Raw genomic sequence first — 15,545 nt, 5'->3', positions numbered from 1 at the left:
ATCATGTCGAATAACGACCCGACAGGCTTAACGGGTCAAGCTAGGATTTCGCATCATCGCTGCGAGATCACCCATGAGTCCCGAGACGCTGTCCAGGCGCACCCTTCTGTTCGTCAACGCCGCCCATGCGCTCGATCATTTCGTGCTGCTGATCTACCCGACCGCGGTCATCGCCATCGCGGCGCAGACGAACCTCAGCTATGCCGAGCTGATCGGCCTCGCCACCGGCGCCTTCGTCGCCTTCGGCCTGTGCTCCCTGCCGATGGGCTGGCTCTCGGACAAGTTCGGCCGGCGCAACATGCTCGCGGTCTTCTTCATCGGCTATGGCCTGTCCTGCCTCGGCGTCGCCAGCGCGGACCGGCCCGCCGCCTTCGCAGGCTGGCTGCTCGTGCTCGGCGTGGCCTCGGCGATCTATCACCCGGTCGGGTCGACCATGCTGGTCAGCCATGCCCGCCAGCTCGGCCGCGATCTCGGCGTCAATGCCGTCTGGGGCAATCTCGGCGCGGCCTCTGCCGCCGGTGTCACCGCGCTCATCGCCGCGCAATTCGGCTGGCGCTTCGCCTTCATCCTGCCTGGGCTCGTCTGCCTCGCGCTGGGGGCGGCGTTCATCGCGCTCGTGCCCGGCGACGGAAGCCCGTCAGCGAACCGCTCCGGCAAGGCCGAGCTCATTCCCGTCAGCAGGCCGGTCGCGCTGCTCGTCGTCTTCGCCGTCGCGATCATCGCCGGCGGCATGACCTTCAACATCACCACGATCGCGCTGCCCAAGGTCATCGACGAGCGGCTCGGTCTCGACCTGCCCTTGGCGCTCATTGGCTCGCTGGCGACGCTGGTCTTCGTGTTCGGCGCCGCCACGCAATGGCTGATGGGCCGGCTGGTCGACCGCTATACGCTGCCGGCCCTGTTCGTCGGGCTCGCGCTGTTCCAGCCGCTGGGCCTCGCGCTCGCGGCGACGACCTCCGGCGTGCCGCTGCTGATCGGCCTCGTCATGACCATGGCCGCGATCTACGGGCAGGTCGTCGTCAACGATGCGATGGTCGCCCGCTACGTGCCGGCGCAGCACCGCGCCAAGGCGTTCAGCGTGCGCTATTTCCTCGGCTTCACGGTCAGCGGCTTCGTCGTGCCGATGCTCGCCCTGCTGCATGCGCAAGGCGGGTTCGGGCTGGTGCTGGCCGGCGCCACCATCTTCGGCCTGATCGTCTGGTGCGCCTCGCTGGCGTTCTTCTTCCTGGCGCAGGCAGCGCCGGCGGCGAGCACCGTCACTGCCGAGCAATAGGCCTCCGGCAGCGCAGGCTGCCGGCCGATCATTCAATCGGGATCGAGGCATAGCCCCGCCATGCATAGCGGGGCTCAAACATCCTTGATCATGCGTTTCTGACATCTCACAAAATGATTGTCAGATGCTAGAAACTGAGCCAGCATGGCTCATGCTCGATCAATCGCCCTTTTCTCTTCCCAAGCCGCCGGCAGCGGAGAGCGACATCGCCTTCGCGGGCCGGCGCCTGCGGCAAGCGCTCGTGCGCTGCGAGCTCGCGCCCGGCACCTATGTCCATGAAGGCGATCTCGCACAGCGTTTCGGGCTGGGGCGCGCGGCTGTCCGCGTTGCGCTGACGGAGCTTGCCGGCGCCGGCTTCGTCGCGCGCCACGCAAGGCAGGGCTGGCGCGTCGCGACGGTCGATGGCGCGCTGGCGAGCGCGATCGTCGAGGCACGGCTGCGGATCGAGCCGACGCTGGTCGAGACGCCGCTCGATGAGCGCAGCACGGCCCTCCTCGGCAGCCTGCGGGGCGCGATCGACGCCGTCATCGGGCGGGACGATCCTTCCGCGCGCACCATGGCCCAGCAATTGTGCCGGCAGGCGCTCGACCTGCTCGCACAACGGACCGGCGGTTTCATCGCGGTCTGGCTGCGCGATCTCTGGGACCACACCGAGCGTCTGGCGCGCGCGCTCGAACTCGCCGGCGCGACGCCGCCCGCGACCGATCCGCGCCCGCTGCTCGATGCGCTCCTGCGCGGCGATCGCGCGGCCGCGCTTCTGGCGCTTCAGCATGAGCAGAAGCGCTTCATCGATGCGGTGGCGCATGGCTTCCTCGCCGCCGCCCGCCTGCTCCCGCAGGACCAGCCCGTTTCCGTGCGCAGCCGCCGGGCACGCCGGAGCACGAACGACCGCAAGCCGTCCACCACCATATCCGGGGAGAAATCGCGATGAGCCGTGTTTCGAAAGCCGCAGCCGTCTTCCTCGTCGCCACCGCTCTCGGCCTCGCGGCCGGGCCCGCGCTGGCCGCCAAGGATCGTTTCGTCGTCGACCTCGTCAACGAGCCGTCCTCGCTCGACCCGCAGGTGCAGTGGAACCCGGACAGCTACTACGTCTACCGCAACATCTTCGACAATCTCGTCACCCGCGACGACAAGGGCGCGATCATCCCGCAGGTCGCCACCGCCTGGAAGCAGCTCTCGGACACCGAGATCGAGTTCGACCTGCGCAGCGACATCACCTTCCATGACGGCTCGAAGCTGACCGCCGACGATGTCGTCTTCAGCGTCAAGCGCATCACCGATCCGAAATTCGCCAGCCCCCAGCTCGGCCAGTTCGACAAGATCACCGATGCGGTCGCGCTCTCGCCGACCAAGGTGAAACTCGTCACCGCCGGCCCCTACCCGGCTCTGCTGGCGCAACTCGTCAAGCTCTCGATCGTGCCCAAGGCCGTCGTCGAGGCCGTCGGCAAGGACGCCTTCAACCTGAAGCCCGTCGGCAGCGGCCCCTACAAGTTCGAGTCCTGGCAGCGCGGCGTGAACGTCCAGCTCACGCGCAACGACGCCTATTGGGGCACCAAGCCGCCCTTCCCGGCCGTGACCTTCCGCGCGGTTCCCGATGCGGCGACCCGCCTCGCCAACCTGCAGGCCGGATCGAGCGACCTCGTCGTCACGCTCGATGCCGACCAGGCCGCCCAGCTCAAGGCCTCGCCCAAGGCCCAGGCCCTGATCGGCCTGACCGAACGCGTCGCCTATGTCCGGCTCAACACGACCAAGCCGCCCTTCGACAATCCCAAGCTCCGGCTGGCGGCGGCCTATGCGCTCGACAAGCAGGCGATGATCGACGGCCTGCTCGGCGGCCATGACAAGCCGGTTCCGGAACTGCTGACCCCGGCGATCTTCGGCTGGATCGACGGCATCAAGGCGCCGGAGCACGACCTCGCCAAGGCGAAGGCCCTGATCGCCGAGGCCGGCCCCGCCGCGAAAGCCGAGATCGACCTCGCCACCGCACCCGTCTTCGACCAGCGCATCGTCCAGGCGATCCAGCAGATGCTGGTCGATGCCGGCTTCAACGTGAAGATCGCGATGTCGGACATGGCGACCTATCTCAAGCGCGCCCAGGCCGGGCCGGAAGCCACTTCGCTGCTCAGCTTCGGCCGCTGGTCCTGCGCCTGCCAGGATGCCGACGGCGTGCTCTTCCCGCTACTGCACAAGAGCAGCGGCTGGTCGGCCTATCGCAATCCAAAGATGGACGCCCTGCTGGAAGAAGCACGCGCGACGCTCGACACGAACAAGCGCCTCGCCGCCTACAAGCAGGTGCATGAGATCGTCGCCACCGACGTGCCGGTCGTGCCGCTTTATCAGGCGGTGGTGATCTATGGAGCGGCGAAGAACCTGACCTTCCAGCCGACGCCGAACGAAAGCATGTTCATCAACCGGATGAGCTGGAAGGACTGAGCCGCGGTGCCGGGTTTCCTGCTCCGCCGGCTGGGCCAGGCGCTCGTCACCATCCTCGGGGTGGTGACGCTGATCTTCTTCGTCCAACGCCTGACGGGGGACCCGACCTACCTGCTCGTGCCTGAGACGGCGACGCAGGCGGACATCGCAGCCTTGCGCCACCAGCTCGGCTTCGATCGACCATTGGTGGTGCAATATCTCGACTTCCTCGGCGAGCTCGCGCGCTTCGATCTCGGACAATCGGTGGTGCAGCGCGTGCCGGTGACGACGATCATCGCCTCACGCCTGCCCTATACGCTGATGCTGGCGGCCGGCGCGCTCACCGTCGCCTGTGGCATCGGCGTGCCGATCGGCATCCTGCTCGCGATCTTCCGCAACTCGCCCGCGGCAAAGGCGGCCGCCGGCTTCGTCCTCGCCGCACAGAGCATGCCGACCTTCTGGAGCGGCATCCTGATGATCCTGGTGTTCTCGGTGCTGCTCGGCTGGCTGCCGCCCTCCTCCACCGGAGATCTCTCGCATCTCGTGATGCCGTCCTTCGCGCTCGGTCTTTTGAGCATGGCGACCTTCGCGCGGATCACGCGCTCGGCCCTGCTCGACGAACTCTCCAAGGATTATGTGCGCACCGCCCGCTCGCGCGGCGTCCGCAGCGGCCGGCTGCTCATCCGCCATCTCGCGCGCAACGCCTCGATCCCGGTCATCACCGTCGCCGCGCTCGAAATCTCGAACCTGCTGGCCGGCGCGGTCATCGTCGAGACGGTCTTCGCCTGGCCCGGCCTCGGACAGGTGACGGTGCAGGCGATCCTGGCGCGCGATTTCATGATCGTGCAGGGCGTGGTGCTGCTCGGCGCCTTCGTCACCGTGCTGCTCAACCTGCTTTCGGACCTGCTCTACAGCCTGGTCGATCCGCGCATCGTGCTGGAGGGGGGGCGGTGAGCGTCGCAGCCGCAAGCCCGATACCGCGCCGCAAGAGTCGTGGCCTGTGGCGCTGGTGGCCGGTCGGCATCATCGTGCTCGTCGTTCTGGTCGCAGTCCTCGCGCCCTGGCTCGCGCCCTATGATCCCAACCAGCAGAACCTGCTTGGCCGCCTCAAGCCGCCCGGCACGGTCTCACGCAGCTTCCATTACTGGCTCGGCAGCGACGAGCTCGGCCGCGACCTGCTCAGCCGCGTCATCCATGGCGCGCGCATCTCGCTGATGGTCGCCTTCGCCTCCGTCGTGCTCTCCGGCGTGGTCGGGACGACGCTGGGTATGATCGCCGGCTACCGGCGCGGCTGGGTCGAGATCGCGGTGATGCGCGTCGTCGACGTCTTCCTGTCGATCCCGGCGATCCTGCTCGCGATCATCACCGTCGCGGTGCTCGGCCCCGGCATCGTCAACGTCATCATGGTGCTCGCGCTGACACGCTGGCCGCGCTACGCCCGCATCGCCTACAGCCAGACGCTGTCGGTCGCGAACATGCCCTATGTCCGGCTTTCGGCGCTGATGGGAGCGAGCGCGCCGCGCGTGCTCTTCCGCCATGTCCTGCCCAATATCGTGGGCGCGGTCAGCGTCGTCGCGACGCTCGAATTCGGGCTGATGATCCTGTTCGAGGCCGGCCTCTCCTTCCTCGGGCTCGGCGTCCAGCCGCCGACCGCGAGCTGGGGCGCGATGCTCTCGACCGGCCGGAACTATGTCGCGACCGCCTGGTGGGTCGCCACGCTCCCCGGCATCTGCCTGTTCGTGCTGGTGCTCGCCGTCAATCTCACCGGCGACGCCGTTCGCGACCGCCTCGATCCGCGCCATCGCTGAAGGAATTACCCATGTTCGAGGACATCAAGGGGAAGCGCGCCGTCGTCACCGGCGCCTGCGGCGTGATCGGCCGCTGGATCACCGAGGTGCTGCACGAGGCTGGTGCCACGCTCTGCCTGACCGATGCGCGCGCTGGTGACCTTGAGGCGCAGGCCAAGGCGATGGGCCTCTCGAGCGAGAGCTTCGTCATGCCGGCCGACCTCACCGACGAGGCTTCGATCGTCGCGCTCTCAGGGGAGATCGGCAAGCGCTGGGGCGCCGCCGACATCCTCGTCAACAATGCCGGCATCTATCCGAGCGCCTTCCTGCTGGACACGCCGACGGCCGAGTTCGACCGCATCCTCGCGATCAACCTGCGGGCGCCGTTCATCCTGACCCGCGAGCTTGCGACGCAGATGGTGCGCAAGGGCGTGAAGGGCTCGATCATCAACATCTCGTCGGGCGCCTCGCGCAAGATGCGCCGCACGGCCTGCGTCTATTCGATGTCGAAGACCGCGCTCGACCGATTGACCAAGGGCTTTGGCGTCGAGCTCGCCGAATACGGCATCCGCTCCAACGCGCTGGAGCCAGGCTTCGCCGCCGGCAGCACGGTCAGCGCCCTGACCGACGCGCATATCCAGAACACCATCGCGCAGATTCCGCTCGGCCGGGCCTCCTCGCGCGCCGATGTCGGCAACGCCCTGCTCTATCTCGCCAGCGACGCCTCGGCCTATGTCACCGGCGCGACCTTGACGGTCGATGGCGGCAACTCGATCGGCTCGCTCGCCGTCCATCAGGACAAGAAGCAGGCGCTCTGAGGAGGCCAAGACATGACCGCCCCGAACGCCGCCCGCCCCGCCTATGAATGGCCAGAGGGCAAGTCGAGCGCCTTCTGCTTCACCATCGATGTCGATGCGGAGAGCCCCTACCAGTGGAGCCTGCCGGAAAGCGCGCCGGTCGCGCTCGGCCAGATCGAGCAAAGACTGTTCGGCCCGCGCGTCGGCATCTGGCGCCTGCTCGACCTGCTCGATCGCTACGGCATCAAGGCGACTTTGTTCGTGCCGGGGTTGATCGCGAAGAACCACCCGGAGCTACTGCCGGCCTTCGTCGCGCGCGGTCACGAGATCGGCCTGCACGGCTATTTCCACGAGCTGGCGACCGAGGCCGGGCCGGAGGAATTCGCCCGCGCCATGGACGAGTCGCTCGCGCTGTTCAAGAGCCAGGCGGGCGTCGTGCCCAAGGGCTTCCGCTCGCCGGCCTGGGAGATGACGCCCTACATGCTGGAGGAGGTGAAGCGGCGCGGGCTCTACGATTCCTCGCTGATGGGCTTCGACCATCCCTATACGATCGACGGCGTCACGCAGGTCCCGGTGCTCTGGGCCGTCGATGATGCCGTCTATTTCCGCTTCACCGGCAGTGCGCAGGACCGTGCTCCGCCATCGGCCCAGAACGGCATCCTCGACGCCTGGCTCGACGAATGGGAGGTGCTGCATCGCGAGGGGCGGATGATGATGCTCACCGTCCATGACTGGATCTCCGGCCGCGCCGGGCGCGTCCGCATGCTGGAGAAGCTGCTCGACGTGGTGACCGCCTCGCCCGGCACCTGGATCGCGACCGTCGGCGAGCTTGCGGCGCATCACGCCGCGAGCGCCAATTCCCAGCGCTTCAGCGTGCCGATGCGCCTGCCGCAGCCGAGCGCGCCCTTGCGCTTCCGGACCAAAGCCTGATGCAGACCTTCAGTATCCGCCGCCCGGCCGTCCGCTCGCCGCACGGGCTCGTTGCCGCGCAGAACCGCCACGCGGCCGAGGCGGGTGCTGCCGTGCTCGCGCGCGGTGGCAATGCGATGGATGCGGCCATCGTCACCGTGCTGGTGCTGAGCATCGTCGAGCCCTGGCTGTCCGGCGTGGGCGGCGGCGGCTTCCTGATCCACGCCGATGGCAAGACGGGCGCGCTCGACACGCTCGATTTCAACGTGCGTTCGCCGCGCGGGCTCGACCCCGCGGACTATCCGCTGACCGAGGCCGGTTCGGGCAACTGGTTCGCCTGGCCTTCGGTGGTCGGCGAGCGCAACGTCGCCGGCTATGGCGCGATCTGCGTGCCCGGCGCCATCGCCGGTTTTGCGGCGGCGCTCGAACGCCATGGCACGATTTCCTGGGATGAGGCGCTGCAACCGGCGATCGAGCATGCCGAACGCGGGCTGGAGATCGACTGGTATGCGGCGCTGTGCATCGCGGTCGAGGTCGCCGGCCTGTCGCGCGATCCGGCGATTTCCGCGCTCCTCCTTGATAACGGCCAGCCGCCCAAGGCCGGCGCCGATACCCGCCGCTTCAAGCCGATGACGGCCAAAGCCGAACTCCTGAAGCGCTTGGCGAAGGCCGGCGCCCGCGACTTCTACGAGGGCGAGACCGCGCGCCGGATCGCCGGCGATCTCGACGCCGGCGGCTCGTCGATCCGCGCTGAGGATCTCGCCTGTTATCAAGCCGTCTGGTCGCCGGCCCTGACCGGGCGCTATCGCGATCTCGACATCGCCGCCATCCCCGGCCTCAGCGGCGGCCCGACCTTCTTCGATGCCGCGCGGCGCGTGGAAGCGCGCGGCCTCGGCCAGGGCAGCACCGAGGCCGATGCGGCGCTGACCTATGCGACCGCGATCCGCGAGGCCTACGCGGTGAGGCTCAACAGCATGGGCCATGCCGCGACACCGCAAGCGGGTTGCACCTCGCATGTCAGCGTCGTCGATCGCGACGGCAACATGGTCTCGCTGACAAACACGCTGCTCTCGCGCTTCGGCGCCCGCGTGGCGCTGCCGCGGGCCGGCATCATCATGAACAACGGCATGATGTGGTTCGACCCGCGCCCCGGCCAGCCCAACAGCATCGCGGCCGGCGCCAAGCCGCTGGCGAACATGTGCCCGCTGGTGCTCAGCCGCGACGGCAGGCCCTGGCTTGCGATCGGCGCCGCCGGCGGCCGCACGATCTTCCCGACTCTCCTGCAGATGATTTCCGGCATGGCCGATTTCGGGCTCTCACTGGAGGACGTCTTCCACCGGCCGCGCATCGACGCCTCCACGCCGCGCATCAAGGTCGATGCCCGGGCGGAGCCCGATGTCGCGGCGCGGATCGCCGGCGCCTTCCCGGTCGAGGTCGTCGAGGACACGCTCTACCCCGTGAATTTCTCCGTGCCCTCCGCCGTGATGCGGGCGGAGGATGGCGGCTTCCTCGGCATGGCGCATCCGACCAGCCCCTGGGCTGCGGTCGCGGCAGCCTCGGTATGAGCGAACGCGCCGACCCGATGCTGGCGATCGAGGGGCTCGCCATCGAGATCGACGGCAACCGCATCGTCGATGGCGTCTCGCTCGGCGTCGAGACCGGTCGCATCCTCGCGATCGTCGGCGAATCCGGCTGCGGCAAGAGCCTGACGGCGCTCTCCGTGCTCGGGCTGCTGCCGGGCGCCGCACGGGTTTCCGCCGGCTCGATCCGGCTCGGCGGACGTGAATTGACGGGGTTGTCCGAGGCGGAGCTGTCGCAGGTGCGCGGCAACGATGCCGCGATCATCTTCCAGGAGCCGGTAGCCTCGCTGAACCCGCTGATGCGCGTCGGCGAGCAGGTCGAGGAAGCCTTGCTCCTGCATCGCGGGCTGTCACGGGCCGAAGCGCGCGAGGAGGCCATCGCGATCATGGCACGCGTCGGCATTCCCGATCCGGCGCGGCGCGCCCGGCAATACCCGTTCGAGCTTTCCGGCGGCATGTGCCAGCGCATCATGATCGCATCGGCCCTGATCTGCCAACCTTCCCTGCTGATCGCCGACGAGCCGACGACCGCGCTCGACGTCACCATCCAGGCGCAGATTCTCGACCTGATGCGCCGCTTGCGCGACGAAGTGGGCAGCGCGGTCGTGCTGATCACCCATGACATGGGCGTGGTCGCCGATCTCGCCGACGATGTCTGTGTGATGTATGGCGGCCGGATCGTCGAGAGCGGCCCGGTCGATGCCATCTTCGCCGAACCCAGCCACCCCTATACCCGCCTGCTGCTCGGCACGATCCCGAAGCTCGACGGCGCCAGAAAGACGGTGCTGCGCACGATCGAGGGCATGGTGCCGCCGGCCGGCGCCTGGCCGGAAGGCTGCCGCTTCCGCACGCGCTGCCCGCTCGCCGACGAAGCATGCGAACAGGTGCCACCGGCCGTGGCGGTCGGAGCGTCCCATAACGCCGCCTGTTGGCATGTCGACCGGCTGGAGGCGATGGCATGAGCGCCCCCCTGCTAGAGGTTCGCGACCTCAAGGTGCATTTCCCGCTGCGCGGCGGCATCGGCACGCCGGGCGGCGTGGTCAAGGCGGTCGACGGCATCTCGCTCGACCTCCAGGCCGGGCGGACGCTGGCGCTGGTCGGCGAATCCGGCTGCGGCAAGTCGACAACGGCCTATGCCGTGGTCGGGCTGGAGCGGGCGACAGCCGGCACGATCCGCTTCGACGGGCGCGACATCACTGCACTCAAGGGCCGCGAGCGGGCGGCGCTGGCGCAGGACATCCAGATCGTCTTCCAGGACCCGTCCTCGGCGCTCGACCCCAAGATGACCATCGCAGACAGCATCAGCGAGCCGCTCGCCATCGCAGGACGCAGCCGCGCCGACCGCAAGGCCCGCGTCGCCGAACTGCTGGACCGCGTCGGCCTGCCCTCAGCGTTGGCCGAACGGCTGCCGAGCGCGCTCTCGGGCGGACAGCGCCAGCGCGTCGTCATCGCGCGGGCGCTCGCCCTGTCGCCGCGCCTGCTCGTGCTCGACGAGCCGGTCTCGGCGCTCGACGTATCGATCCGCTCGCAGGTGCTGAACCTGCTGCTCGAATTGCAGCGCGATCTCGGCCTGTCCTATCTCTTCATCTCGCATGATCTCTCGGTCGTCCGGCATATCGCCGACGAGGCGATGGTGCTCTATCTCGGCACGGTCGCCGAACAAGGCCCGGTCGATGCGATCTTCGAGCGACCGCAGCACCCCTATACCAAGGCCCTGCTCTCGGCGATCCCGCTGCCGGACCCGCGCGCGCAACGCAACCGCGAGAAGATCATCCTGAGCGGCGACCTGCCGAGCCCGCTTTCGCCGCCGGTCGGCTGCCCCTTCGTGACACGCTGCCCGGAGCGGGTCGCAATCTGCGCCAATGACCGCTTCCCGCTCGCCGCCGGGGTTACCGGGACCGAGGCCGCCTGCGTCCATGTCGGGCGGCAGACGGCTGGCTAACCGCGGACGCGCTCCCATTCGGCCAGAGCGAGCAGGAGATGGTAGAGTACCCGCACCGGAATGACGGTCTGCCGGGGCGTTCCGTCCTTCGCGAGCTGGTTGAGCCAGAGGCCCGTTTCAGGCGTGACGAACCAGCGGAACAGGCTGGCGAGATGGAGATCGAGACGCACCGCCGCGTCGGCGTCATCCAGGAATTCGATCCGGGCCAGGAAAGCCTTGATCGCCTCAGTCTGAGGCCAGAGCAGCTTCGTCGGCGCCGTGACATGGCCTGATCGGTCGAACACGTCGAAGGCGGCAAGCGGACCTGCCGCGCCATCGTCGAGGCCGTGCCGGATGGCGAAGCCGTAGAGTCTCTCCGCCAGATCGCGCGCCTGTGCGTCTCCCGTCAGGCGCCAGTGATGGAGCAGAAGCCAGGTCCATTCGAAGTGGTGGCCGGGCTCGCAGACCTGGCTGGCCGCGCCGGGAATAGGCTGCCAGTCATCCGTGAAATACTCGCCGAGCGTGCCGGTCTCCGTATCGACCAGGTGCTCGCGGGCGAGCCGCACGATCGCATCGGCACGATCGAGCCAGCGTTGTTCGCCGGTCGCCTCGACCAAAGCGTGGAAGGCCTCGAGCAGATGCATATGCGGGTTCTGCCGCCGTGGCAGCGTGCCCAGCGTATCCTCGGCGAAGCCGCCCTGTGGATGCGCCATCTCGCTTTCGATGAAGCCGATCACCTCATTGGCGATGGCGAGCGCCTGATCGTCCCGCGTCGCGCGGTAATACCAGGCCATGGCGAAGAGCACGAAGGCGAGGTCGTAGAGATCGGTGCGAGCATCGATCGGTGTGCCGTCCTCGCGGACGGAATGCAGGAAACGGCTCTGCCCCCCTTCCCGGCAGGCATCGCGCAAGAAAGCGAAGCCGTGGCGGGCGGCGGCGAGCGCCTTCCCCTGCGGATCGAGCAGATGGGCATGGCTGAAGACATAGGTCAGCCGGGCCGTGACCAGCGTCGTCCGAACCGGGCCGGGATCGCGATCCGGATCGGCCGGATCGAACATCTCGACGAAGCCGGCATGGCCGGGCCTGACAGCGCGATCGATCCAGGCCGGGATGAGGTTTTCCCGGAGCCACGCCTTCGACGGCAAGCCCGCGGCAGTTCCCAAGGCTTCTTCAGGCTTCATCGGACGATACCCCCGGGGAGAAAACCATGGGCGAGGCAGAGTGCAGAGGAACTGCGCCATCGCGAGCACGTCGGATCGATAGCCGCTGCCCGAGCAGGCGCCAAGACGGGCAACCCCGCTTATGTCGCGCCCCGGCCGACGACTTCGCGCATGGCGATATAGCTGTGATATTCCGCGACATTGGGATCATCGTGGAAGACCTCGCGGGTGAAGGCGGCGTAGGCCGCCATGCTCTCGACCTGCAGGTGCAGCACGAAATCGGCGCCGCCGGTGACATAGGACGCCTGCTTCACTTCGGGCCGGGCCTGCAGCTTGCGGGCGAAATCGCCATAGGTCCGAGAGCCTTGGATGATCGAGACGGTGACATGCACCGTCACCGGCACGCCCATCACCTCCGGGCTGACGATCGAGACATCCGCCGTGATGACCTTTTCCGCCCGCAGGCGCCTCAGCCGGCGCAACACCGCGCTCTGGGACAGGCCAACCCGCTCGGCCAGCACGCGCGCCGGCGTCTGGTTATCGGCCTGCATCTCTTGCAGCAGGGCGTAATCGAACTTGTCGAGGTCGACTGCTTTGGCCACCACCCACCCTATGATTGGCGAAATTCGTCACTCGATAGCAAAAATGGGCGACAATCGCCAAGCGCTTGCCGGCATGATCTGGATTAGATGCCGCCCCTGTCGGTGGCGACCAAACCGGAAAGCGGGTCATGACTGCGACGAAGTGGACCAAGAGAAGCCTTGCCGCGCAGGCCATGGGCAAGATCGACCCGACCACCAAGGGCGTCGTGCCGCCGATCCATATCTCGACGACCTATATCCGCGACGAGGATAACGGCTATTCGACCGGCTTCATCTATGGCCGGCCGGATAACGAGACGGTGCATGAGGCGCAGGCCGTGCTCGCCATGCTGGAGGAAGCACAGGCCGGCGCGCTGCTGTTCGGCTCGGGCATGGCGGCGGCGACCGCCGTGTTTCAGGCGCTCTCGCCGGGCGACCATGTCGTCGCCTCCAAGGTGATGTACTGGGCGTTGCGCGCCTGGCTGCTCAACGAGGCGACGCGCTGGGGCATCAAGGTCGATTTCGTCGAAACCGACGATCTCGCCGCGCTGAAGGCCGCCGTGAAGCCGGGCGCGACCAAGCTCGTCTGGATCGAGACCCCGTCGAACCCGCTCTGGACCATCACCGATATCGCTGGTGCGGCGGAGATCGCGCACAAGGCCGGGGCGAAGCTCGCGGTCGACTCGACCTGTGCCTCGCCGGTGCACACGCGCCCGCTGGCGCTCGGCGCCGATATCGTGATGCACGCGGCGACGAAGGTGCTGAACGGCCATTCCGATGTCGTGGCCGGCGCGCTCTGCGCCCGCGAGGACGATGAATTCTGGAACCGGGTCAAGACGGTCCGCAAGGGCCAGGGCGGCATTCTCGGCCCGTTCGAAGCCTATCTGCTGATGCGCGGCATGCGCACGCTCCATGTCCGGCAGGAGCGGCAGGCGGCGTCCGCGATGGCGCTGGCGCAGCGGCTCTCGGCCCATCCGCTGGTGGCGCGCGTGCTCTATCCCGGCCTGCCGCAGCATCCCGGCCACGACATCGCGGCGCGGCAGATGGAGAACGGCTTCGGCTTCATGCTCTCGGTGCAGGTCACCGGCGGCGAGGCTGCCGCGATCAAGACAGCGGCCCATGTCGAGCTCTACAAGCGCGCGACCTCGCTCGGTGGCGTCGAAAGCCTGATCGAGCACCGCGCCTCGATCGAAGGCGCGGGCTCGCCCTGCCCGACCGACCTGCTGCGCCTCTCGACCGGCATCGAGGATATCGACGACCTCTACGCCGATCTCGATCAGGCCCTGAAGGCCGGACATCGCGCGTAAGACGCCGTGCCATGACCACGACAGGCTCCGCTTCCGTGCCGGCCAGTCAGGCGGTCGGCAAGGTCTTGCTGCTGGCCACGGCCTTCGGCTGGGGCCTCAATTGGACGGTGCTGAAATTCGTCCTGCAGGACTGGCCGCCACTCTTCGCGCGGGGGACGGCCGGCCTCATCGGCGCGCTCTGCCTCGCCCTGCTGGCATTGGCGCGCGGCGACAGCCTTGCTGTGCCGAAGGAGGCGCGCGTGCCTCTCGTGGTTGCGGCGGTGATCAACGTCTTCGCCTGGATGGGCTTTACCGCGCTCGCACTGAACTGGCTCAGGGTCTCGGAAGGCGCCCTGATCGCCTATTCGATGCCGATCTGGGCGATGTTGATGGCCTGGCCCCTGCTCGGCGCGCGGCCAACCCGGCGCAGCCTGGTTGCGCTAGGGCTCAGCATGACCGGCATGGCCGTTCTGATGGGCGGCCCCGACTTCACAGCGGCGAAGCTTCCCGGCGTGCTCTTCGCCTTCGCGGCGGCCGTGCTGTTCGCGTTCGGCACGGTCACGGCGAAGAAGCCCCTCGCGATGCCGGGCCCGGCCGTCGCGGCCTGGCAGGTCGCCCTCGGCTGCCTGCCGATGGTGGTCCTCGGGCTCCTGCTGGAGCGGCCGAACATCACCGCGCTCTCGGTCCCGGGAGCGCTCGGGCTGGCCTACATGGCCGTCGGCCCGATGGCGCTTTGCTATCTTACCTGGTTCGGCGCGCTCAAACGGCTGCCGACCGCGGTCGCGGCCACAAGCATGCTGATCGTCCCGGTCGTTGGGACGATCACCGCCGTCCCTCTGCTCGGCGAAACGCTCGGGCTCCGGGAGATGTTCGCGATCGTGCTGACCATCGGCGGCGTCGCGCTGGCATTGCGGCGCGCCCCTCCGCGCCGCCCGGTCTGAGCTGTGCCGGACAGCGGTGGAGAGACGAGTGCCTTGGCCATAAGCACGGGCACATTCAATCTCCCCAATCGATAGATACTAGAAATATCGAACTTCACAAAACGCCAACTCAATTCAAATATACTTATTTTCTGCAGAGTATTGATTGACAATCGAGCGCCATCGAATGTCGCGAGCCAATTCAACGCTCCACGACAACGGATGGAATCTCGTCATGCCTGACCTGATCGTGAGATCATCTCCGCTCGACCCCAGAGCGGAGGTTCTGCTCGAAGGCCTCATCGCCGAGTATGACGGCCGTTACGGGTTCAACAGCCGCCCCGGCGGCGCACGCTCCGAAATCCTGCGCTACCCGGCGGAGGCCTTCGCTCCGCCGCTCGGGGGCTTCCTGCTGTTGCGGCGCGGCGACGAGACGATCGCTGGCGGCGCCTTCATGAGCCATGACGACGAGACCGCCGAGCTGAAACGCATCTGGACGCGCGACGACCTGCGCCGTCAGGGACTGGCACGGCGTATCGTGCTCGCGCTCGAGGAAGCGGCCGCCGATCTCGGCTATACTCGCGCCTATCTCACCACCGGCTTCCGGCAGCCGGAGGCGACATCGCTCTATCTCTCGCTCGGCTACCGGCCGCTCTTCGACGTGAGCGCCGATCCAACGCTCTATCGCTCGCTGCCCTTCGAGAAGCATATCGGCGCGAAGGCCGGTGTCGCCTCCAGCACACCGGCCTATCCACCCGCTGCCTCGCTGGAAGAAGCGACCGCCCGCGTCGGGCCGGTCAAGGCCGCGCAGGAGGCCAGGATCGCGGCAAGGCTGTCCGCCCATCGCACGGCTGCGGCCTAAGGCCCGGCGCCCAATTCGGATCGTTCCGCAACGTCATTTTCTTGAACGAAGGTCGTA

General features: G+C 67.9%; 15 protein-coding genes. 13 read left to right on the top strand and 2 right to left on the bottom strand.

Features of this window, described 5'->3' with window-relative positions; translation table 11 throughout:
* The first annotated feature begins 73 nt into the window (after positions 1-73).
* From NUV79_RS18935 to NUV79_RS18890, 10 genes are all read left to right on the top strand, one after another.
* Positions 74-1,273 (top strand): MFS transporter, encoded by a 1,200-nt coding sequence (locus tag NUV79_RS18935; protein WP_257734619.1) that lies wholly within the window; start codon positions 74-76, stop codon positions 1,271-1,273.
* A gap of 151 nt (positions 1,274-1,424) precedes the next feature.
* The gene (locus NUV79_RS18930) at positions 1,425-2,204 is read left to right on the top strand and encodes a GntR family transcriptional regulator (RefSeq protein ID WP_257734618.1); all 780 of its coding nucleotides are present in this window, start codon (positions 1,425-1,427) and stop codon (positions 2,202-2,204) included.
* Entirely contained in the window at positions 2,201-3,706 is a 1,506-nt protein-coding gene (locus NUV79_RS18925; protein WP_257734617.1) for an ABC transporter substrate-binding protein, read from the top strand. The genes NUV79_RS18930 and NUV79_RS18925 overlap by 4 nt, the downstream gene beginning before the upstream one ends.
* A gap of 6 nt (positions 3,707-3,712) precedes the next feature.
* Positions 3,713-4,639: an ABC transporter permease gene (locus NUV79_RS18920; RefSeq protein WP_257734616.1), complete on the top strand. Its 927-nt coding sequence runs from the start codon at positions 3,713-3,715 to the stop codon at positions 4,637-4,639.
* Entirely contained in the window at positions 4,636-5,493 is an 858-nt protein-coding gene (gene nikC, locus NUV79_RS18915; RefSeq protein WP_257734615.1) for a nickel transporter permease, read from the top strand. Before NUV79_RS18920 ends, nikC begins: the two co-directional genes overlap by 4 nt.
* Before the next feature lie 11 nt (positions 5,494-5,504).
* Positions 5,505-6,290, top strand: a complete 786-nt coding sequence (locus NUV79_RS18910; RefSeq protein WP_257734614.1) for an SDR family NAD(P)-dependent oxidoreductase — start codon at positions 5,505-5,507, stop codon at positions 6,288-6,290.
* Positions 6,291-6,302: 12 nt separating this feature from the next.
* Positions 6,303-7,199, top strand: a complete 897-nt coding sequence (locus NUV79_RS18905) for a polysaccharide deacetylase family protein (RefSeq protein WP_257734613.1) — start codon at positions 6,303-6,305, stop codon at positions 7,197-7,199.
* A complete protein-coding gene (locus tag NUV79_RS18900) occupies positions 7,199-8,743 on the top strand; it encodes a gamma-glutamyltransferase family protein (protein WP_257734612.1) in 1,545 nt (514 codons plus the stop codon). The genes NUV79_RS18905 and NUV79_RS18900 overlap by 1 nt, the downstream gene beginning before the upstream one ends.
* Positions 8,740-9,720, top strand: coding sequence for an ABC transporter ATP-binding protein (locus tag NUV79_RS18895; RefSeq protein WP_257734611.1), 981 nt, complete (start codon positions 8,740-8,742; stop codon positions 9,718-9,720). The genes NUV79_RS18900 and NUV79_RS18895 overlap by 4 nt, the downstream gene beginning before the upstream one ends.
* Positions 9,717-10,700 (top strand): ABC transporter ATP-binding protein, encoded by a 984-nt coding sequence (locus NUV79_RS18890; protein ID WP_257734610.1) that lies wholly within the window; start codon positions 9,717-9,719, stop codon positions 10,698-10,700. The genes NUV79_RS18895 and NUV79_RS18890 overlap by 4 nt, the downstream gene beginning before the upstream one ends.
* On the opposite strand, the gene NUV79_RS18885 is transcribed toward NUV79_RS18890, so the two are convergent.
* Complete coding sequence (locus NUV79_RS18885) at positions 10,697-11,860, bottom strand: AGE family epimerase/isomerase (RefSeq protein WP_257734609.1); 1,164 nt, start codon at positions 11,858-11,860, stop codon at positions 10,697-10,699. The two genes, NUV79_RS18890 and NUV79_RS18885, sit on opposite strands and share 4 nt — an antisense overlap.
* 119 nt (positions 11,861-11,979) lie before the next feature.
* On the bottom strand, positions 11,980-12,441 hold the full coding sequence (locus NUV79_RS18880; RefSeq protein WP_257734608.1) for an Lrp/AsnC family transcriptional regulator: 462 nt from the start codon (positions 12,439-12,441) through the stop codon (positions 11,980-11,982).
* A gap of 128 nt (positions 12,442-12,569) precedes the next feature.
* Here NUV79_RS18880 and NUV79_RS18875 point away from each other — a divergent pair, with 128 nt between their 5' ends.
* The 3 genes from NUV79_RS18875 to NUV79_RS18865 all read left to right on the top strand — a co-directional run bounded on the left by NUV79_RS18875 (position 12,570) and on the right by NUV79_RS18865 (position 15,488).
* Positions 12,570-13,727: a trans-sulfuration enzyme family protein gene (locus tag NUV79_RS18875; RefSeq protein ID WP_257734607.1), complete on the top strand. Its 1,158-nt coding sequence runs from the start codon at positions 12,570-12,572 to the stop codon at positions 13,725-13,727.
* 11 nt (positions 13,728-13,738) lie between these two features.
* On the top strand, positions 13,739-14,647 hold the full coding sequence (locus NUV79_RS18870) for a DMT family transporter (RefSeq protein WP_257734606.1): 909 nt from the start codon (positions 13,739-13,741) through the stop codon (positions 14,645-14,647).
* Between the two features lie 214 nt (positions 14,648-14,861).
* Positions 14,862-15,488: a GNAT family N-acetyltransferase gene (locus NUV79_RS18865; RefSeq protein ID WP_257734605.1), complete on the top strand. Its 627-nt coding sequence runs from the start codon at positions 14,862-14,864 to the stop codon at positions 15,486-15,488.
* Positions 15,489-15,545 lie beyond the last annotated feature (57 nt).

The sequence above is a fragment of the Allobosea sp. 47.2.35 genome (genome assembly GCF_024655635.1).
Lineage (GTDB): Bacteria > Pseudomonadota > Alphaproteobacteria > Rhizobiales > Beijerinckiaceae > Allobosea.
This window is presented reverse-complemented; position numbering and strand designations above follow the sequence as displayed.

Coding starts and splice junctions, on each gene's coding strand:
- NUV79_RS18895 (WP_257734611.1), top strand. CDS start 8,740: ATGAGCGAACGCGCCGACCCGATGCTGGCGATCGAGGGGCTCGCCATC.
- NUV79_RS18910 (WP_257734614.1), top strand. CDS start 5,505: ATGTTCGAGGACATCAAGGGGAAGCGCGCCGTCGTCACCGGCGCCTGC.
- NUV79_RS18930 (WP_257734618.1), top strand. CDS start 1,425: ATGCTCGATCAATCGCCCTTTTCTCTTCCCAAGCCGCCGGCAGCGGAG.
- NUV79_RS18875 (WP_257734607.1), top strand. CDS start 12,570: ATGACTGCGACGAAGTGGACCAAGAGAAGCCTTGCCGCGCAGGCCATG.
- NUV79_RS18865 (WP_257734605.1), top strand. CDS start 14,862: ATGCCTGACCTGATCGTGAGATCATCTCCGCTCGACCCCAGAGCGGAG.
- NUV79_RS18900 (WP_257734612.1), top strand. CDS start 7,199: ATGCAGACCTTCAGTATCCGCCGCCCGGCCGTCCGCTCGCCGCACGGG.
- NUV79_RS18905 (WP_257734613.1), top strand. CDS start 6,303: ATGACCGCCCCGAACGCCGCCCGCCCCGCCTATGAATGGCCAGAGGGC.
- NUV79_RS18925 (WP_257734617.1), top strand. CDS start 2,201: ATGAGCCGTGTTTCGAAAGCCGCAGCCGTCTTCCTCGTCGCCACCGCT.
- NUV79_RS18890 (WP_257734610.1), top strand. CDS start 9,717: ATGAGCGCCCCCCTGCTAGAGGTTCGCGACCTCAAGGTGCATTTCCCG.
- NUV79_RS18870 (WP_257734606.1), top strand. CDS start 13,739: ATGACCACGACAGGCTCCGCTTCCGTGCCGGCCAGTCAGGCGGTCGGC.
- NUV79_RS18935 (WP_257734619.1), top strand. CDS start 74: ATGAGTCCCGAGACGCTGTCCAGGCGCACCCTTCTGTTCGTCAACGCC.
- NUV79_RS18885 (WP_257734609.1), bottom strand. CDS start 11,860: ATGAAGCCTGAAGAAGCCTTGGGAACTGCCGCGGGCTTGCCGTCGAAG.